Below are 20,585 nucleotides of genomic sequence, written 5' to 3'. Positions count from 1 at the left end.
TTCATAAAAAATTTCTTAAGAATTTTGAGGATAGCTATTTTCTTAGATAACAAATTTGTAAGATTGAGAGTATGAGATGGTTGGAAACCTTGATATCATAAGGATTGTCTCCAAATTATGTTTTGTGCAAAAATATATTGATTGTATTTTTTTGAAAAAGAGATCGTATCTCTTGAATTCTATGGTATGATTTACTTTAGAAAAATGAAAATGGATTATGAAAACGGATGTGAAAATATGTGCGGAATTGTCGGCTTTGTCAATTCAAAAGACCAAAAAGAAATCATTATTGAACGCATGATGGACCGGATCGTTCATCGCGGACCAAACAGTTCAGGAAAATTTACCGACGACCAAGTAGCGTTAGGGTTTCGTCGTTTATCGATCATCGACTTAGAAGGTGGCTCACAACCGATTTTTAACGAGGATCGAACAAAAGTCATTATTTTTAATGGGGAAATCTATAACTTTCAAGTGTTGCGGGAAGAATTGATCCAAGCGGGTCATGTTTTTTCTACCCATGCGGATACCGAAGTAGTCTTACATGGCTATGAGGAGTGGGGCATTGATGTTTTGCAGCGACTGCGGGGAATGTTTGCTTTTGCCATCTGGGATACTCAAAAACAAGAGCTTTTCGGCGCACGGGATCACTTTGGGATCAAACCATATTACTATGCGCAAATGAATGGCAGTTTTATGTTTGGTTCTGAAATCAAGAGCTTTTTGCCTCATCCAGATTTCAAGAAAGAGTTGAACCAAGAGGCGTTGAAACCTTATTTGACTTTTCAATACTCGCCTTTGAACGGAGAAACCTTCTTTAAAGGCGTTCATCGTTTGCAAGAAGGGCATTATTATTTGTTTAATGAACAGGGATTGACGATCAAGCAGTATTGGGATGCAGATTTTTCAGTGAAAGAAAATCATTCAAGAGAAGAATGGGTCGACAAAATCGATCAAGCAGTCCAGGAATCAATTGCCGCTCATCAAATCAGTGATGTTGAAGTCGGCTCATTTTTATCCAGTGGTGTCGATTCAAGTTACGTAGCTTCTGTCTTGCGACCAGATCGCTCGTTTTCAATCGGGTTCGATGACAAAACCTACAACGAAGCGATCGAGGCCCGCAAATTGACGGAAAAACTTGGTTTGAACAACACAGCAGCGGTTATCGATGGTGAAATGTCCTTTGAGGCATTCCCGTTGATTCAGTATCACTTGGACGAACCAGATTCTAACCCAAGCTGTGTCCCTTTGTACTTTTTAGCCAATCTGGCAGCACAGCAAGTGCGAGTCGTTCAATCCGGGGAAGGGGCAGATGAATTATTTGCCGGTTATGCAGCCTATGGCTTCCACACAAACTCTAAAGCGGTACGCGTTTTTGCCCAAGGGTTGAAAAAATTGCCACAAAACATCCGCTTTCGTTTGGGACGTCAAATCGGCAAAATGAAAAACTTCCATGGTCGAATCCATCTTTATGAAGCCACGGCACCTGCCCAAGACTTCTTTATCGGGCAAGCACTCGTCTTTGAAGAAGAGGAAGCACTGCAGCTTTTAAAACCAACCTATCAAAAAGGACCCTCTGTTGCTGAAATCGTTGCGCCTCATTACGAGAAAGTCAATGGTCTCAAAGACGAGGTCAATAAGATGCAATATTTAGATCTTCATCAGTGGATGCCGAAGGATATCTTGTTAAAAGCAGACAAAATGTCCATGGCGAGTTCCTTGGAATTACGTGTTCCTTTATTGGATATTGAGATGCAAAAGTTGTCGCAAACGATCCCGACGAAATATTTGATCAATCAAAACAACACCAAAGATGTGTTTCGACAAGCGTCAAACCGTCATTTGCCAAAAGAGTGGGCAAACCGTGAAAAACTCGGCTTTCCTGTACCTATCAAGGCATGGCTGAAAGAAGGAACAGGGTATGAAGCAGTCAAGAGCCTTTTTGAGTCAGACTTTGCGGCAACCTTCTTCGATCAAACAGCAATTTTACAAATGCTTGAAGACCATCGCCAAGGAAAACCGAATCTTCAGCGAAAAATCTGGACGATCTTTACGTTCTTGACCTGGTATAAAGTATTCTTTATTGATGAATCGATTCCAGAAGCCAAAGAAATCGTTTATGAAACACTTTGATTTGAATATGGCAGCAAAAAAAAAGCCGATGCGGACATCCCGCATCGGCTTTTTTTATAGACCTAAATATTTTTCCAAGTAATCGACCATGCCATCTTCCGCATTGGTTTTGTCGGTAACATCATTGGCGATCGATTTTAATTGTTGCGTGCCATTCGCCATGGCAACGCCCCAACCCGCATAATCCAGCATCTCCAAATCGTTGTGTTCATCACCAAAAGCGATGATATCTTGTCGATCCAAAGACAAAGAATCCGCGATCACCGAAAGACCAAGTGCTTTATGGACCCCTTTTGGTACGATCTCTAAGATAGCTTGAGGTCCACCCCAGGTTCGAACATCGACTGCATCGTCAAATTGATCCTTGATACGTAAAGAAACAGATTCTGCTAATTCATTTTCGGTTTTCACCAGTAATGAAGTGGGGTCCGTTTTTAAATTTGCTAATAGATTTTTTTCGGAAGCATTGCCCGAAAAGAAAAAGTGCTGATCAAATCCGCTTAGGTCATCGATGAAAAAGGTTTCGCGATTTTCTGCTGCCACAAACGTCAGCCCCAGCTGCTCTTTTTGCGCCATGAGCTCAAACGCAATTTCTCGAGAGATCGAGTGCTCCATTTCATTTGCCCAGACTTGTCGAGGTTTATGGACTAACCCACCGTTAAAATTGACCATTGGTGTTGTGAGCGCCAATTCTTTATAGAATTGATCGCTCATACGAAAAGGTCTTCCTGTAGCGATGGTAACAAAGTGTCCCGCTTTGGTGGCGCGAACCAGTACCTCACGTGTGCGAGGGGAAAGTTGGGATTCAGTATTTAAGGTTGTGCCATCTAAATCAATGGCGATGATTTTTGGTTTCAAAAGACTCGCTCCATTCTCTTATGGTAGTGGCTTAAGTGTAACATATTTCTGTCATTTCACAATACAAGTAAGTTTTCGATAAGTTTTCATAATATTTACAAAGCAAAACACGAACATTAAACGTTTTTGGTTCGTTTTATTCGGAAAAAGGTTTGAAAAGCGAAAATTATTCCCTTATAATTTGTAATTGTTCGATGAAAAGCGCAATTATTCATTTTTTCTTTTCATAGAAACGATTAAAGTTCAGGAGTGAAACATAACATGGAAAAGTTTTTCAAATTAAAGGAGAATAAAACGACGGTTTCCACAGAAGTGATGGCTGGGGTCACCACCTTCTTCGCGATGAGTTATATTTTGTTTGTGAATCCGACGATTTTATCTGCTGCAGGCATGCCGTTTCAAGCTGTTTTCTTAGCAACGATCATCGCTTCAGTGATTGGTACCCTGATCATGGGCTTATTTGCAAATGTGCCTTACGCGCAAGCACCTGGAATGGGCCTTAATGCATTCTTCACCTTTACCGTCGTTTTTGGTTTGGGGTATACGTGGCAGCAAGCATTAGCGATGGTTTTCATCTGCGGCTTGATCAACATTTTTATCACGGTCACTCGTATCAGAAAAATGATCATTCATGCGATTCCAGAAAGCATGCAGCATGCAATCGGCGGCGGGATCGGGATCTTTGTGGCTTATGTAGGGATCAAAAATGCCAACTTGCTAAACTTCAGTGCAGACACTGCGGCAGTGACGGGTTCAGTTGTCGACGGTGAGACGATCGTGAGTGCCAATTTTAATGGGGGGATCGTCCCAGCTTTGGCGAATTTCAATAATGCACCTGTTTTGTTAGCAGTGATTGGTTTAGTAGTGACTACTTTATTAGTGGTGAAAAATGTTCGTGGGGCAATTATTTTTGGTATTTTAGGAACGACGATCATCGGTATTTTGATGGGTGTGGTGGATTTAAGTGCCATTGATTGGCACGGGAATTCATTAGGAAGTTCCATCAGCGAACTAGGCATCACATTTGGCGCTGCGTTTGGCTCTGAAGGAATGGGCTCACTATTCAGTGATTCTGCCAAAATCCCTCAAGTAATTATGACGATTTTAGCGTTTAGCTTATCAGATGTCTTTGATACGATCGGTACCTTTATCGGGACTGGACGTCGTACAGGGATCTTTTCGAAAAAAGATGAAGAAGCGGTTGAAAACAGTAACGGGTTGAACACGAAGATGGATAAAGCCCTTTTTGCAGATGCCGTAGCCACTTCTGTAGGTGCCATCGTAGGGACCTCAAATACAACGACTTATGTGGAATCAGCAGCTGGTATCGGTGCTGGTGGACGCACGGGCTTGACTTCTGTTGTAGTGGCAGCACTCTTTGCGATCAGCAGTATCTTTTCTCCACTGATCTCAATCGTTCCCGCACAAGCGACAGCACCAGCGTTGATCTTAGTTGGGGTAATGATGATGGCTTCGTTTGCAGACATCAAGTGGACCGATCTAGAAGAAGCAGTTCCCGCTTTCTTCGCGTCTATTTTTATGGGCTTGTCTTACAGTATTTCCAATGGGATCGCTGTTGGTTTCATTTTCTACGCATTAGTGAAAGTAGTGAAAGGAAAAGCCAACGAAGTATCTCCGATCATCTGGGTCGTCAATGCGTTGTTTATCCTAAACTTTGTCATTTTGGCTTTGATCAGTTAAGTTTAATGAAGAAAATCTTTCTGTATGTTACCTGCAGAAAGATTTTTTTATTTGATTATTACTCACGATACGGTATAGTATTTGTGAAAGAAGGTTTGTAAATGAAGATTGATTGGAAACGAAATCTACTGATTTCATGGGTAGGTTGTTTTTTTACGGGTGCCAGTTTTAGTCTTGTCATGCCATTCATTCCCTTATATATAGAAGAGTTAGGCGCTCCAGAGAGTCAAATTGAGTTGTTTTCTGGATTAGCAATCTCAGTAACGGCGTTTGCGGCGGCTATCATTGCTCCAGTATGGGGAAATCTAGCAGATCAAAAAGGTCGTCGCTTAATGATGATTCGCGCGGCTGCGGGGATGACAGTGACGATGGGGTCTTTGGCTTTTGTACCGAATGTCTATTGGTTGTTGATCATGCGTTTCTTTACCGGAATTTTATCGGGGTATATTCCCAATGCGACTGCATTGATTGCTTCGCAGGCGCCTCGAGAAAAAAGCGGTTGGGCGCTTGGGACATTGGCTACAGGAGCCATCGCAGGGAATTTGATCGGTCCATCGATGGGTGGGGCGTTGGCGCAATGGTTCGGCATGAAAAATGTTTTTATCATTACTGGTGTTGTGCTGCTAATTACGCTCTTGCTTACGATTTTTCTCGTTCAAGAAGATTTTGAGCCGGTTGAAAAGGGCGATTTGCTGTCCATCAAAGAAATTTTTGGTCAAATCAAAAATATGCAGTTGCTTGTCGGTTTGTTTATTACGTCACTGATTTTACAGCTAGGTGTAACGAGTATCAGCCCGATCCTTACATTGTATATTCGTGATCTAAGCGGGAACAGTGGCAATATTTTGTTTGTCAGCGGATTGATCGTCTCTGTTGCTGGTGTTTCGGCAATCATCTCTTCGCCATTTTTAGGCAAAATCGGTGATCGTTACGGCAATCACAAGGTGTTGTTAGGCGGTTTATTGCTGTCATTTTTCTGTTTCATTCCGATGGGCTTTGTCTCCACACCGTTTCAGTTGGGCGTGCTGCGCTTCTTGCTTGGTTTTTCGACAGGTGCGTTGATGCCGTCGATCAACACACTGATCAGCAAGATCACCCCGATGGAAGGGGTCAGCCGTATCTACAGCTACAACCAAATGTTCTCTAACTTTGGACAAGTGTTAGGTCCGATGGTCGGCTCAACGGTGGCAGCTGGCTTTGGTTATCCCGCCGTCTTTTGGGTAACTAGCGGGTTTGTACTGATCAATATTTTTATCTCAGGATTTAATTTCCGTAAAAGCTTGCGTAAAACGGACATCAGTGAATAGTTGAAAAGAAAAAAAAACCAGTTACAATAAAGGTAACTGGTTTTTTTTTAATGGCTTGTCTTTTCAGGCGCTGGTGCGATAATACCAACAAGAATGATCACCACACCTGTGACCAAAGAGATGATTGAAGTTAATTGAAAATCATAAGTTGCTCCAGCAAGTGAGCTGCCTAGATAGCCAACGACTTGACCTAATACAAAAGTCCAAAATAAAGTGACTAAGTAACGCATGACGACACCTCTTTTCTGCGTATCTTCCATTTCGACTTTAGTTTATCACAAAAATATTTATTGTAAAGATTTTCACTTTTTCATTTTGTTTTTCAAATCTAATTACTAGCAGAAAGAAAGAGAATTTTCATTTTTGGAGGGATTTCAATGTATTCACAGCTCACCACCTTAAGCGCCTATTCGTTGCTGCAAAGTACGATCAAAATTCCTCACTATATAGAGCAAGCCAAAAAGATGGGCTATCAGACGTTGGGTCTGACCGATCATAATGTTCTCTATGGCGCGGTCGAGTTTTATCAGCAATGCCTAGCACAGGGCATCAAGCCGATTTTTGGCGCTTTGTTCGACTGTACCTTCGGAGAGGGATCAATGTCCTTTCCGTTGTACGTATTTGCAAAAAACCTCAAGGGCTATCAAACCTTGATGCGTTTATCAAGTGAAAAAATGATCACCGAGCAGTTGAATTTGGCTGCTTGTGATTCTTTGCAGGACCTCTTTGGTTTGCTGCCTGAAGGCGAGGGATTTCTGCCTTCTCAGCACAATGATCTAGAAGCCAATCAAGAAGCACTGCGAGCAATCAGCCATAAATTTGATTCTGAGAGCTTGTTTTTAGGTATTACTAGCAAAGGGTTAGATCCAGAAACGATCGCTTGGTTTAATGAGCAAAACATTGCACCATGTGCGTATCAACCAATCGCGGCTTTAGCACAAGAAGAAGCCTTTGCAGTCAAAGTGATGACGCATATCAAAGAGGGCTCGCAAATTGAAGACTTTCGTCAGGCTAAAGAGCAAGGGGCTGCGCAGCTTTTTCTACAACCAGCAGACCAACTGACCGCGGCATTTGAAGAATGGTCGCAGGCATTGATGAATAATCAGCGGATTGCAGCTGAATGCGTCGTCGAGCTGCCGCTGCATCAGCGGCTGTTGCCTCATTACCCGCTACCAGCCGAAGAAAGTGCTGCGGACTATTTGCGGAAAATTTGTTTTGAGCGTCTGCCTCAGCGTGTTGCCCACGTTACATCGGCGTACGAACAGCGTTTGGATTATGAGTTGTCCGTCATCCATAAGATGGGCTTTGATGACTATTTCTTGATTATTTGGGACGTCATGGACTTTGCCCACCAACAAGAGATCGTTACCGGCGCTGGACGGGGATCGGCTGCTGGCGCACTGGTGGCATATGTTTTATCGATCACCGACGTAGATCCAATCAAATACGATCTTTTGTTTGAACGATTCTTGAATCCAGAACGTTACACGATGCCTGATATTGATTTAGACATTCCTGACAATCGCAGAGACGAGATTTTACAGTATGTGCGCCAAAAATACGGGCAAGAATATATGGCACAGATTGCGACGTTTGGCACCATGGCGGCCAAAATGGTTCTGCGAGATGTTTCTCGTGTCTTTGGTCTTTCGCAAAGTGAAGCCAATCGCTGGTCAAAAGCCATCCCCAATGCCTTGAAAATGACCTTAGATCTTGCTTATGAACAATCCAATCAGCTGCGAGAATTGGTGTCGTTTAATGAGCGTAACCAAGTAATGTTTCAAGTCGCCAAAATTTTAGAAGGCTTGCCACGTCACGTATCGACTCATGCCGCTGGTGTGGTGATCAGTGACAAGAATTTGCTTGATCTGGTTCCCTTACAAGAAGGCAGCGATGGGATCTGGCTGACCCAATTTACCATGAATGACGTAGAAGCCATCGGCCTATTGAAGATGGACTTTTTAGGCTTGAGAAACTTATCGATCATTGATAATACCTTGAAAGGCATTAAACGAATCAGCCAACAAATCGTTACCCAAAAGGAGATTCCTCTTGATGATCCAGCAACATTGCGCTTGTTTCAAAAAGGCGAGACCGCAGGGATCTTCCAATTTGAATCAGCGGGGATACGCAATGTGTTGCGTAAGTTAGGACCAGAAAGCATCGAGGATATTGCCGCAGTCAATGCCTTGTATCGTCCAGGACCGATGCAAAATATCGATACCTTTATTAAGCGGAAAAAAGGACAAGAGCGTGTCTCTTATCCAGATGACAGCTTGATTCCGATTTTGCAAAACACTTACGGAATCATTGTCTACCAAGAGCAGATCATGCAGGTAGCTTCCAAAATGGCTGGTTTCAGCTTAGGACAAGCAGATATTTTGCGTCGAGCAATCAGTAAAAAGAAAAAAGACGTCTTGGATGAGGAACGTCGTCATTTTGTGCAAGGCGCCTTAGCCAATCAGTACGATGAAAAGACCGCCAATTTGGTCTATGACTATATCGAGCGGTTCGCCAATTATGGGTTTAATCGATCCCATGCGTTTGCCTATTCCTTTATCGGCTTTCAAATGGCCTATCTGAAGGTACACTATCCCGCACCATTTTTTGCTTCGATCCTACACTCGGTACGCAACACCGCCAGCAAAATGAAAGAATATTTAAATGAAGCCGCACGTTATGGCGTAGAAGTACTGCCGCCTTCGATCAATGCCAGTGGGTTTAGTTTTCAACTGCAAAATGAAAAACAAATTCGTTTTGGTTTCAGCAGTATCAAAGGAATCCGACGCGACATGATCCAAGACATTTTGGCAGAAAGAAAAGAGCATGGTAATTTCACGTCTATGGATCAATTTTTGCTTCGCTTAAATCAGCGGAACAGCAAATGGTTAAAATTGGATTATTTATTGCCGATTTTGAGCATCGGCGTATTCGATGGGATCGCCCCCAATCGAAAACAAGCACTGATCCAGCTAGAAGGAAAGATCCAAAACATTACTTATAGTGGCGGCAGTTTGGATCTCTTAGAAACTATGGCATTAAAAGAAGAAGCCGTTGCCGATTACAAACTAGAAGAAAAACTGGCTTTGGAAGAAGAATACTTAGGTGTTTATTTGTCTGGCCATCCCGTGGAACAGTTTCAAAAATTGCACCAATTAAAACAAATCACTGATATTGCCGATCTGGTTCCGAATGAACGGGTGCGTATCCTTTTATATGTGCGCAAGATTCGAGAGATTCGAACGAAAAAGGGCGAACAAATGGCGTTTGTCGAAGGAACAGATGCCAGCAAAGAAGTGTCAGTAACGATTTTTCCCATCGTTTATCGACAAGTACGTTCCTTGATTGAAGAAAATGCTGTTCTTTATATCGAAGGAAAGGTCGAGGTAAGTCGTTACAATGGTGAAATCCAACTCATTGCTGATAAAATAGACTTAGCAGAAAACGTTCAAAATAAAATTGCGTCACAAACTTGTTACTTAAAGATTTCTGCTGAAGCTGAAACGTCGCACCTGCAAGCATTGTCGAAGGAAATGAAGCAGCATCACGGAAATATTCCAGTGGTGATGTTCTATGAAAGCAGTGGCAAAAAAGTGTTATTAGCAGAAGAAAACTGGGTGACGGATGAGCCGAACTTTGTCAAACAACTGATCGCATTATTAGGAAATGGAAATGTAATTTTCAAGTAATTTTCCGAAAACGGTAATTCAACTTACACTTTTTTCAACTTTTTCCCACTATTTCAAGACATTTTCATGGAATAATGGTAGAATATGTCTCGTGGTTATTACTTGAAAACTAGCAAACAGGGGCTTCCCTAAACAAAATCTTTTGATGAGGTGAAAGAATAATGAAACGCATTGGAATTCTAACCAGTGGCGGCGATGCACCAGGAATGAACGCAGCGATTCGCGCAGTTGTCAGAAAGGGTATTTTTGACGGACTTGAAGTATACGGAATCAACTATGGCTATGCCGGACTAGTCGCAGGCGACATTCGTCGCTTAGATGTTGCTGATGTTGGTGACAAAATTCAACGTGGTGGAACATTCTTATATTCAGCACGTTATCCAGAATTTGCGACACAAGAAGGACAATTAAAAGGAATCGAACAATTAAAGAAATTTGGCATCGAAGGGCTAGTCGTGATTGGTGGAGATGGATCTTACCATGGTGCGATGGCACTTACTCGTCACGGTTTCCCAGCGATCGGGATTCCAGGAACGATCGATAATGACATTCCAGGAACAGATTTCACGATTGGTTTTGATACAGCGATCAATACTGTCTTGGAATCGATTGACCGTATCCGTGATACAGCGACATCACATGTCCGCACATTCGTGATCGAAGTAATGGGTCGTGGTGCTGGCGATATCGCTTTATGGTCAGGTGTGGCTGGTGGTGCGGATGAAATCATCATCCCAGAACATGATTTTGACATGCAAGTTGTTGCTGATCGTATCCGTGAAGGACGCGACCGCGGGAAAAAACATTGCTTGATCGTTTTAGCCGAAGGTGTGATGGGCGGAAATGATTTTGCTGACAAACTTTCTGAATACGGCGATTTCCATACCCGTGTATCAATTCTAGGACATGTTGTCCGTGGTGGTTCACCAAGCGCTCGTGACCGTGTGTTAGCAAGTAAATTTGGTTCATATGCCGTTGAATTATTGCAACAAGGCAAAGGCGGTCTATGTATCGGTATCGAAAACAATGAAATGATTGCTTCTGATATCATCGATACCCTTGAAAACAATCGTCACAAACCAGATCTTAGCTTGTATAACTTGAACAAAGAAATCTCATTCTAAAGAGATTTTTAAAGCAACGCAACAGTAATTTTGTAAAAAAAGCTTATTAGCTATTTTAAATAAATGAATAGGAGCGTTTAGTAATGAAAAAAACAAAGATCGTAAGTACATTAGGACCAGCAAGTAACAGTGTGGAAATTATTTCTCAACTGATTGAAGCCGGTGCGAATGTCTTCCGCTTTAACTTCTCTCATGGAGATCATGAAGAACAATTAGCGCGTATGACAATGGTTCGTGAAGCCGTAAAGAAAACTGGTAAAGATGTCGGTATCCTTTTAGATACAAAAGGTGCTGAAATCCGTACAACTGTACAAAATACGACAGAAGCAGACTTTGGTCGTGCTGGATACATCCAATTCAACGTTGGCGATGAAACACGTATTTCAATGGATCCAGAACACAAAGGAACAAAAGAAAAAATTGCTGTAACTTATCCTGGTTTATTTGAAGATGTTCATGTGGGCGGACACATCTTGTTTGATGATGGCTTGATCGACATGGAAATCAAAGAAAAAGACGAAGCAACCCGTGAATTAGTGGTTGTCGTTAAAAATGCTGGAATGTTAGGATCACGTAAAGGGGTCAATGCTCCGGGTGTATCAATCAGCTTACCTGGTATTACTGAAAAAGATGCAGAAGATATCCGTTTTGGTCTTGATAACGATATCGACTTCATTGCCGCTTCATTTGTACGTAAAGCGCAAGACGTTTTAGAAATTCGTGAAATTTTAGAAGAAAAAGACATGACGCATGTGCAAATCTTCTCTAAAATCGAATCACAAGAAGGTATCGATAATATCGATGAAATCATCAAAGTTTCTGATGGTATCATGGTTGCCCGTGGTGACATGGGTGTTGAGATCCCTGCTGAAGAAGTACCAATGGTTCAAAAGAGCATCATCAAAAAATGTAACGCTGCTGGTAAATCAGTTATCACAGCAACTCAAATGTTAGAATCAATGCAACAAAACCCACGTCCAACTCGTGCAGAAGCTTCTGACGTTGCCAATGCTGTCTTTGACGGTACTGATGCAACAATGCTTTCTGGTGAGTCAGCAAACGGTGACTACCCTGTTGAAGCAGTAGCAACAATGGCACGTATCGACGTGGAAGCAGAAAAAGCTTTATCAGAAAACAGCACTTTCCAAATCAACCAATTTGATAAAACAGATGTAACGGAAACAATCGGTTTATCTGTTGCGCGTGCAGCGAAAAACTTAGGGGTTAAAACAATCGTTGCTGCCACTGAATCTGGCTACACTGCAAAAATGATCTCTAAATATCGTCCAGATGCTGACATTTTAGCTGTCACATTTGACGAACGCACAAAACGCGGCTTGATGCTTAACTGGGGTGTGTACCCAACCGTTGCTGAAAAACCATCAACAACTGATGAAATGTTTGAATTAGCAGCAAAACAAGCAGTGGATTTAGGCTTTGCTAAAGAAGGCGATCTAATCTTGATCACAGCCGGTGTTCCTGTTGGTGAACGCGGAACAACCAACGTAATGAAGATCCAATTGATCGGATCAAAATTGCTTGAAGCGCAAGGAATTGGTGAAAAATCAGTTGTTGCCAATGCCGTGATCGCTCACAGTGCCGAAGAAGCAATTGCGAAAGCAAAAGATGGCATGATTTTAGTTGTACCAACAACAGATAAAGAATATATGCCAGCAATCGAAAAAGCAGCAGCTTTAGTTGTTGAAGATGGCGGCTTGACTTCTCATGCAGCAGTTGTCGGAATCGCGAAAGATCTACCAGTGATCGTTGGTGCCAAAGACGCAACAACAACCATCAAAGATGGCGAATTGGTTACTCTTGATTCTCGTCGCGGTATCGTTTATCGTGGAGAAACAACAGCGATCTAATGATTTTTAACGATTGATCAAGCAACAGGCAAGTGCACGTTGTGCGCTTCCTGTTGTTTTTTTGAGAGTGTCGAAATCCCTTGAGAAAAGGCATTAAAATGACACGATCAAAAATGAAAAAGGTGTCAAGAAAATTTCATTGACAAAGCCTCAGAAGCCCTGTATAATTGCTTTTGTTGCTTAGGGGTGATAAAAATGAAATGGTCTTTATTGGAATTAAAAAAATACCAAGAGACACCGCTGATGTTTGAAGAAACACTTGACCTAAAAAGTCAACTGATAAAACGCGATGGACAGATCATTGATTTGTCTCCTGTAAAAGTAAAAGGGCTGATGAGTGTTGATAAGCAAGGATACTTGCTGCACTATCAAGTGGAAACGACGATGACATTGCCATCTACTCGTTCTTTGACACCTGTAGCGATTCCTTTTGATTTTTCAGTGGATGAACAATTCATGACACCAGAGCAATTTCAGCGTCGCGATGAAACGATCGTCGAAGAAGAAGTTTTGATCATTGAAGGTCAAACCATCAGCTTAGATGAATCGGTCGCTGATAACCTATTACTTGCGATTCCTTTGCAAGTCCTGACAGAAGAAGAAAAACAAGGTTCAGCAATGCCATCTGGCAACGATTGGGCTGTTTTGTCAGAAGAAGACTTTGCAAATCAAAAAGAAGCGCAAGCTCAACAAGTTGATCCTCGTCTTGCAAAATTATCCGAATTATTCAATGAATCAGATGACGATAACGCGTAGGATTGGAATAAATTGCAGCCTCAAGGTTGCGTTCATTAACAAGGAGGTGTAGCAAAATGGCAGTACCAGCTAGAAAAACTTCGAAAGCGAAGAAAGCAAAACGTCGTACACATTACAAATTGACAATCAACGGTTTGAACGAATGTGCAAACTGTGGTGAAATGAAAAAAAGCCACCATGTCTGCTCTAACTGTGGTCATTACGATGGCAAAGACGTAGCAACAAAAGAAGCATAATTCCTTTTTTTCAGAAAGAGGATTCTAAAACCTTAGGCTAACCATGGAGCCTGAGGTTTTTTTGTTTTTTTGGAAAAGATGGAACTTTTCAGAAATATTTTTTGTCCATCGAAAGAGAATAGTTCAAAAGCAGGTACATTTGCGCTATAATGAAAAAGATAATTGAATCTTAGGAGGATGAAAGATGACAAAACAACAAATCGGCGTTGTCGGTATGGCTGTTATGGGCAAAAACTTAGCGTTGAACATCGAAAGCCGCGGTTATTCAGTTGCCTTATTTAACCGTACTGGTTCAAAGACAGAAGAAGTAGTAAAAGAACATCCAGATAAAAATTTTAAAGCAACTTATACGATAGAAGAATTTGTCCAATCAATTGAAAAGCCACGTCGTATTTTATTAATGGTAAAAGCAGGATTTGCGACGGATGCTACGATCCAAGAACTATTGCCTCATCTAGACAAAGGCGATATTTTGATCGATGGCGGAAATACCTTCTTTAAAGATACTGTTCGTCGTAACGAAGAGTTGGCAAACTCAGGAATTAACTTTATCGGTACGGGTGTTTCTGGTGGGGAAGAAGGCGCCTTGAAAGGTCCTTCGATCATGCCTGGTGGTCAAAAAGAAGCATATGAATTGGTTGCACCGATCTTGGAACAAATTTCAGCAAAAGCTGAAGATGGTACACCTTGTGTAACTTATATTGGACCAAATGGTGCAGGCCATTACGTAAAAATGGTTCATAATGGGATCGAGTATGGCGACATGCAGCTGATTGCGGAGTCTTATGACTTGATGCAAAACATTTTAGGTCTATCTGTTGATGAAATGGCTGATATCTTTGCCGAATGGAATAAAGGTGAATTGGATAGCTACCTAATTGAGATCACAGCGGATATCTTGACACGTAAAGATGATCAAGGAACAGGCAAACCGATCGTTGATGTGATCTTAGATGCTGCAGGCAATAAAGGAACTGGGAAATGGACGAGCCAAAGTGCCTTAGATCTAGGTGTTCCATTGCCATTGATCACTGAATCTGTTTTTGCTCGCTATATCTCAGCTTACAAAGAAGAACGGGTCAATGCCAGCAAAGTCTTACCAAAACCAGAAGCAGTTGCTTTTGAAGGAAACAAAGAAGAGTTTATCAATAAGATCCGCGAAGCCTTATACTTCAGTAAGATCATGAGCTATGCACAAGGATTCGCGCAATTACGTACTGCATCAAAAGAGTATGATTGGGATCTTCCTTTTGGTGAAATTGCCAAAATTTGGCGTGCAGGCTGTATCATCCGTGCGCAATTTTTACAAAAAATCACGGATGCTTATGACAAGAATGCCGACATTGAAAACTTACTATTAGATGACTACTTCAAAGATATTACGAAACGTTATCAATCTTCTGTACGTGAAGTAGTTGCACTAGCTGTCCAAGCAGGAGTACCTGTGCCGACGTTCTCATCGGCGATCGCGTATTTCGATTCTTATCGTTCTGATCGTTTGCCAGCGAACTTGATCCAAGCACAACGGGATTACTTCGGAGCGCATACGTATGAACGGACAGATAAAGAGGGAATTTTCCATTATTCATGGTATGACGAAGCGTAAGCTTTAAGAGAATCCAAAAGAGAAAGGCCGAAAGTGAGAACTTTCGGTCAATCTCTTTTTTATTTTTTAGATACATGATAAAATAAGACAGATAATGTCTAATTTAAAGGCAGAATAATCAATAAAGGGGCTATCAATAATGAGTAATATTCTAATCATTGAAGATGAAAAGAACTTAGCTCGATTTGTGGAATTAGAATTGAAGCATGAAGGGTACAATACCGAAGTTCATTACAACGGACGGACGGGACTGGATGCGGCACTGAATAATGAATGGGATGCGATCTTATTGGATCTAATGCTTCCTGAGTTAAATGGGTTAGAAGTTTGCCGCCGCGTGCGTCAATCGAAAAACACCCCGATCATCATGATGACCGCAAGAGATTCCGTGATTGATCGAGTATCAGGTTTGGATCATGGTGCTGATGATTATATTGTGAAGCCTTTTGCAATTGAAGAATTGCTGGCACGCTTACGTGCGTTGCTTCGCCGTATCGATATCGAAGGGGACAAAAACGTCGCAAAACAAACTACGATCACTTACCGCGATCTAACGATTGAAAAAGAAAACCGTGTCGTTCGTCGTGGAACAGATGTCATTGAACTAACAAAACGCGAATATGAGCTGTTGTTGACTTTAATGGAAAACGTCAATGTCGTTTTAGCCAGAGATGTTTTATTAAACAAAGTCTGGGGCTATGAGACAGAAGTGGAAACCAACGTTGTCGATGTTTACATCCGCTATTTACGTAATAAAATTGATGTACCAGGGGAGGAAAGCTATATCCAAACCGTTCGTGGTACAGGTTATGTGATGCGGTCGTGAACCTTAAAAAAAGAATGAAAAAATTAAAAGAACTGAAGGGGCCTTCTTTAACTGTAAAGTGGGCCTTCGCAAGTTCTTTCTTTATATTCGTCGTATTTACGATCTTTGCTGTGATTACCTATAAAACATCGGTGAATTTGATCGTCGCTAAAGAAGAAAACAATGTGGAGCGGACGATGTCAGAGGTCGCTTCTCGTTTAGCCAATTCGGATCAAGAACTAACATTGGTTCGGACGTATCGTAATTTAACCAAAAATGATGCGGGGACGACGAGCATTTATGATCGCACTTCAACGATCGATGGCAACTTAATGAAAATCGATTCCTTTATTTCGGAATTAGGCCAAGCGCCGTTGAGCTTGTTTGTTTATAATTTGAATGAGGATCTTGTGTTTAAAACCCATGAGAATGATTTAGCACTGATCGACACGCAGCGCAAAGCTCCAACCATCGTAACGCTGGATGGTATCACAGGCTTTCTCTCGATCCAACCCATCTATTCAAAAGGCACCAGAGAGCGGATTGGCTATGCTCAAACATTTTATGAATTGACTTCTTTTTACGAAATACGCAGCAAACTGCTGCTGACTTTGATTATCTTAGAAGTCGTTTCTCTGATTCTTAGTAGTGTGCTCGGGTTCTTTTTATCAGCGTATTTCCTTCAGCCGTTAAAGGTCTTGCGAGATACGATGGAAACCGTTCGGAAAAACCCACAGTCAACGGTGCATATGCCAGAATTAAATACGAACGATGAACTGTCTGATTTAGCAGATATCTTTAACGAAATGCTGGATCGCATGCGCCTATACATTGAACAGCAAGAGCGATTCGTCGAAGATGTTTCTCATGAGTTGCGAACACCTGTGGCGATCATTGAAGGACATATGAATCTGTTGCAGCGTTGGGGAAAAGACGATCCAGAGATTTTGGATGAGTCTCTGGCAGCCAGTATGCAAGAGATCAGTCGGATGAAGACGCTAGTACAGGAAATGTTGGATCTCTCAAGAGCGGAACAAGTGGATGTTCATTATGCAAATGAAACAACCAATGCAAAAGAAGTTGTCTATCAAGTCTTCAATAACTTTAAAATACTGTATCCGGATTTTGTTTTTACATTGGATGATGACTTATACCATGAGTTGAAGCTGAAAATCTATCGCAATCATTTTGAACAGATCATTATTATTGTCTTGGATAACGCAGTGAAATATTCCACTGATCGAAAAGAAGTTCATCTATCCATTTCGTTGGATCGGCAATCCTTTGAAATTGCCATTCAAGACTTTGGTGAGGGAATCTCCAAAGAAGACCTCGACAAGATCTTTAATCGTTTCTATCGGGTAGATAAAGCCCGTGCTAGAACCAAAGGCGGAAACGGGCTAGGGCTATCTATTGCGAAACAGTTATTGGAAAGCTATAAAGGAAAAATTTCAGCAGAGAGTGTCATCGGTCAAGGAACGATCTTTCGAATCTATATACCGATCGTTCAATCAGAAGATCGGACGAAAAGAGAACGTTAGGCGAAAAGCTTAAGTTCTCTTTTTTTATCCATTAATGATAGATTTAGCCGCAAAATACTTCTTATAAACGAACGTTCGAATCGTTTGACAATGAATAATTCGCTTATAAAAATAGTTGCCAAAAAGCCTATTTTTTTAGTTGATTTTTCCTTTAAGAATTGCTATATTATTACTTGTCCTTGTTAAGGCATTTGTAACAAACACTGATTGATCTTTTTTGAAATTAGTTGTTGACGAAACATTTTACAAGTGTTATTATAACAAAGTCGAAAAAATATCATCTCTGAAAAACCTAATAAATCAAAAAAACTTTTCAAAAAAGTGTTTGACATATAACGGTTGAGATGGTAAGATAAAAAAGTCGCTGAGGTTAAGAAAGAAGTTAAATAACAACTTCTTGAAAAAAACTTTTAAAAAAGAGTTGACAAACAAACGTCGCTCTGATATGATATAAAAGTTGCTAACACAGCACGGTAGACCTTTGAAAACTGAACAAAGCAAGCAAACGAACCAATGTGTAGGACGTTTCAATTTATTGAAACAAATACATGCAAGCAATAGCTAGCAAAGTTAATTTTTATGAGCTTAATGACCATCTGGTCATTCAAACAAATCATTATGAGAGTTTGATCCTGGCTCAGGACGAACGCTGGCGGCGTGCCTAATACATGCAAGTCGAACGCTTTTTCTTTCACCGGAGCTTGCTCCACCGAAAGAAAAAGAGTGGCGAACGGGTGAGTAACACGTGGGTAACCTGCCCATCAGAAGGGGATAACACTTGGAAACAGGTGCTAATACCGTATAACACTATTTTCCGCATGGAAGAAAGTTGAAAGGCGCTTTTGCGTCACTGATGGATGGACCCGCGGTGCATTAGCTAGTTGGTGAGGTAACGGCTCACCAAGGCAACGATGCATAGCCGACCTGAGAGGGTGATCGGCCACACTGGGACTGAGACACGGCCCAGACTCCTACGGGAGGCAGCAGTAGGGAATCTTCGGCAATGGACGAAAGTCTGACCGAGCAACGCCGCGTGAGTGAAGAAGGTTTTCGGATCGTAAAACTCTGTTGTTAGAGAAGAACAAGGATGAGAGTAAAATGTTCATCCCTTGACGGTATCTAACCAGAAAGCCACGGCTAACTACGTGCCAGCAGCCGCGGTAATACGTAGGTGGCAAGCGTTGTCCGGATTTATTGGGCGTAAAGCGAGCGCAGGCGGTTTCTTAAGTCTGATGTGAAAGCCCCCGGCTCAACCGGGGAGGGTCATTGGAAACTGGGAGACTTGAGTGCAGAAGAGGAGAGTGGAATTCCATGTGTAGCGGTGAAATGCGTAGATATATGGAGGAACACCAGTGGCGAAGGCGGCTCTCTGGTCTGTAACTGACGCTGAGGCTCGAAAGCGTGGGGAGCGAACAGGATTAGATACCCTGGTAGTCCACGCCGTAAACGATGAGTGCTAAGTGTTGGAGGGTTTCCGCCCTTCAGTGCTGCAGCAAACGCATTAAGCACTCCGCCTGGGGAGTACGACCGCAAGGTTGAAACTCAAAGGAATTGACGGGGGCCCGCACAAGCGGTGGAGCATGTGGTTTAATTCGAAGCAACGCGAAGAACCTTACCAGGTCTTGACATCCTTTGACCACTCTAGAGATAGAGCTTCCCCTTCGGGGGCAAAGTGACAGGTGGTGCATGGTTGTCGTCAGCTCGTGTCGTGAGATGTTGGGTTAAGTCCCGCAACGAGCGCAACCCTTATTGTTAGTTGCCATCATTTAGTTGGGCACTCTAGCGAGACTGCCGGTGACAAACCGGAGGAAGGTGGGGATGACGTCAAATCATCATGCCCCTTATGACCTGGGCTACACACGTGCTACAATGGGAAGTACAACGAGTTGCGAAGTCGCGAGGCTAAGCTAATCTCTTAAAGCTTCTCTCAGTTCGGATTGTAGGCTGCAACTCGCCTACATGAAGCCGGAATCGCTAGTAATCGCGGATCAGCACGCCGCGGTGAATACGTTCCCGGGCCTTGTACACACCGCCCGTCACACCACGAGAGTTTGTAACACCCGAAGTCGGTGAGGTAACCTTTTTGGAGCCAGCCGCCTAAGGTGGGATAGATGATTGGGGTGAAGTCGTAACAAGGTAGCCGTATCGGAAGGTGCGGCTGGATCACCTCCTTTCTAAGGAATATTTCGGAAGACTACACATCGTTTGCCTTTGTTCAGTTTTGAGAGGTCTACTCTCAAGTAAATACCCGGGGCCTTAGCTCAGCTGGGAGAGCGCCTGCTTTGCACGCAGGAGGTCAGCGGTTCGATCCCGCTAGGCTCCATTAACGACAATGGTCGTTAAGCTTTGTTCATTGAAAACTGGATATCGAAGAAATAATCAAAACAAGTAACACACACCGAGTTGAAATGTTAAAAGAGTTTTTTAATAAGTTCAACGCTTATTTTCTTGAGCAACCTTCTATCGCTAGAAGAAGTACTCAAAACCGACCGTAAGGTCAAAGGTTAAGTGAATAAGGGCGCACGGTGGATGCCTTGGCACTAGGAGCCGATGAAGGACGGGACTAACACCGATATGCTTTGGGGAGCTGTAAGTAAGCTATGATCCAGAGATTTCCGAATGGGGGAACCCAGCATCTTTTATAGGATGTTACGTCTGCGTGAATACATAGCGCAGTCGAGGTAGACGCAGAGAACTGAAACATCTAAGTACCTGCAGGAAGAGAAAGAAAATTCGATTCCCTGAGTAGCGGCGAGCGAAACGGGAAAAGCCCAAACCAACAAGCTTGCTTGTTGGGGTTGTAGGACTCCGATATGGTAGTCTATTCAGATAGTCGAAATACTTGGAAAAGTATGTCAAAGAGGGTAAAAACCCCGTAGGCGAAATTTGGATAACACCTAGGAGGATCCTGAGTACGGCGGAACACGAGGAATTCCGTCGGAATCCGGGAGGACCATCTCC

General features: G+C 42.4%; 13 protein-coding genes, 1 tRNA gene and 2 rRNA genes (1 of these 16 cut by a window edge). 14 read left to right on the top strand and 2 right to left on the bottom strand.

All coding sequences use genetic code 11. From position 1 onward, the window contains the following. Positions 1–237: 237 nt before the first annotated feature. On the top strand, positions 238–2,133 hold the full coding sequence (asnB, locus tag ACTW1R_RS11625) for an asparagine synthase (glutamine-hydrolyzing) (protein ID WP_010749664.1): 1,896 nt from the start codon (positions 238–240) through the stop codon (positions 2,131–2,133). A gap of 54 nt (positions 2,134–2,187) precedes the next feature. On the opposite strand, the gene ACTW1R_RS11620 is transcribed toward asnB, so the two are convergent. Further along, a complete protein-coding gene (locus tag ACTW1R_RS11620) occupies positions 2,188–2,991 on the bottom strand; it encodes a Cof-type HAD-IIB family hydrolase (RefSeq protein ID WP_005229159.1) in 804 nt (267 codons plus the stop codon). Positions 2,992–3,252: 261 nt separating this feature from the next. Here ACTW1R_RS11620 and ACTW1R_RS11615 point away from each other — a divergent pair, with 261 nt between their 5' ends. Together ACTW1R_RS11615 and ACTW1R_RS11610 are read left to right on the top strand one after the other, a co-directional pair. After that, positions 3,253–4,692: an NCS2 family permease gene (locus ACTW1R_RS11615; protein ID WP_005237180.1), complete on the top strand. Its 1,440-nt coding sequence runs from the start codon at positions 3,253–3,255 to the stop codon at positions 4,690–4,692. A gap of 101 nt (positions 4,693–4,793) precedes the next feature. Beyond that, positions 4,794–5,999, top strand: coding sequence for a multidrug efflux MFS transporter (locus tag ACTW1R_RS11610; protein WP_005231893.1), 1,206 nt, complete (start codon positions 4,794–4,796; stop codon positions 5,997–5,999). Positions 6,000–6,046: 47 nt separating this feature from the next. Here the strand turns inward: ACTW1R_RS11610 and ACTW1R_RS11605 are convergent, their stop codons facing one another. Further along, complete coding sequence (locus ACTW1R_RS11605; protein WP_008377814.1) at positions 6,047–6,229, bottom strand: YjzD family protein; 183 nt, start codon at positions 6,227–6,229, stop codon at positions 6,047–6,049. A 147-nt stretch (positions 6,230–6,376) separates the two neighbouring features. Between ACTW1R_RS11605 and dnaE the strand changes: the two genes are divergently transcribed. The 11 genes from dnaE to ACTW1R_RS11550 all read left to right on the top strand — a co-directional run. Continuing rightward, a complete protein-coding gene (gene dnaE, locus ACTW1R_RS11600; protein ID WP_489927281.1) occupies positions 6,377–9,688 on the top strand; it encodes a DNA polymerase III subunit alpha in 3,312 nt (1,103 codons plus the stop codon). A 161-nt stretch (positions 9,689–9,849) separates the two neighbouring features. After that, complete coding sequence (gene pfkA / locus ACTW1R_RS11595; RefSeq protein ID WP_005229169.1) at positions 9,850–10,812, top strand: 6-phosphofructokinase; 963 nt, start codon at positions 9,850–9,852, stop codon at positions 10,810–10,812. An 83-nt stretch (positions 10,813–10,895) separates the two neighbouring features. Beyond that, positions 10,896–12,680: a pyruvate kinase gene (gene pyk, locus ACTW1R_RS11590; protein WP_005229179.1), complete on the top strand. Its 1,785-nt coding sequence runs from the start codon at positions 10,896–10,898 to the stop codon at positions 12,678–12,680. A 195-nt stretch (positions 12,681–12,875) separates the two neighbouring features. Beyond that, entirely contained in the window at positions 12,876–13,436 is a 561-nt protein-coding gene (locus tag ACTW1R_RS11585) for a YceD family protein (RefSeq protein ID WP_010749661.1), read from the top strand. A gap of 56 nt (positions 13,437–13,492) precedes the next feature. Then, positions 13,493–13,672: a 50S ribosomal protein L32 gene (gene rpmF, locus ACTW1R_RS11580; RefSeq protein WP_005229191.1), complete on the top strand. Its 180-nt coding sequence runs from the start codon at positions 13,493–13,495 to the stop codon at positions 13,670–13,672. 184 nt (positions 13,673–13,856) lie between these two features. Further along, positions 13,857–15,278, top strand: coding sequence for an NADP-dependent phosphogluconate dehydrogenase (gene gndA, locus ACTW1R_RS11575; RefSeq protein WP_005229192.1), 1,422 nt, complete (start codon positions 13,857–13,859; stop codon positions 15,276–15,278). Positions 15,279–15,417: 139 nt separating this feature from the next. Beyond that, a complete protein-coding gene (locus ACTW1R_RS11570; RefSeq protein ID WP_005229193.1) occupies positions 15,418–16,104 on the top strand; it encodes a response regulator transcription factor in 687 nt (228 codons plus the stop codon). Between the two features lie 14 nt (positions 16,105–16,118). Further along, positions 16,119–17,624 carry a HAMP domain-containing sensor histidine kinase gene (locus ACTW1R_RS11565; protein ID WP_034696083.1) on the top strand — a complete coding sequence of 502 codons (1,506 nt, stop codon included), beginning with the start codon at positions 16,119–16,121 and terminating at the stop codon, positions 17,622–17,624. A gap of 614 nt (positions 17,625–18,238) precedes the next feature. After that, positions 18,239–19,798 (top strand): 16S ribosomal RNA (locus tag ACTW1R_RS11560). A gap of 76 nt (positions 19,799–19,874) precedes the next feature. Continuing rightward, positions 19,875–19,947: transfer RNA gene (locus tag ACTW1R_RS11555), tRNA-Ala, on the top strand. A 179-nt stretch (positions 19,948–20,126) separates the two neighbouring features. Continuing rightward, a 23S ribosomal RNA gene (locus ACTW1R_RS11550) occupies positions 20,127–20,585 on the top strand (it continues 2,456 nt past the right edge of the window). Together the 16S and 23S rRNA genes with 1 tRNA gene alongside form the textbook arrangement of a ribosomal RNA operon.

This window comes from Enterococcus sp. R12, assembly GCF_058135755.1.
Note: the sequence above shows the minus strand (reverse complement) of the source record. Positions and strands in the feature narration are given on the sequence as shown.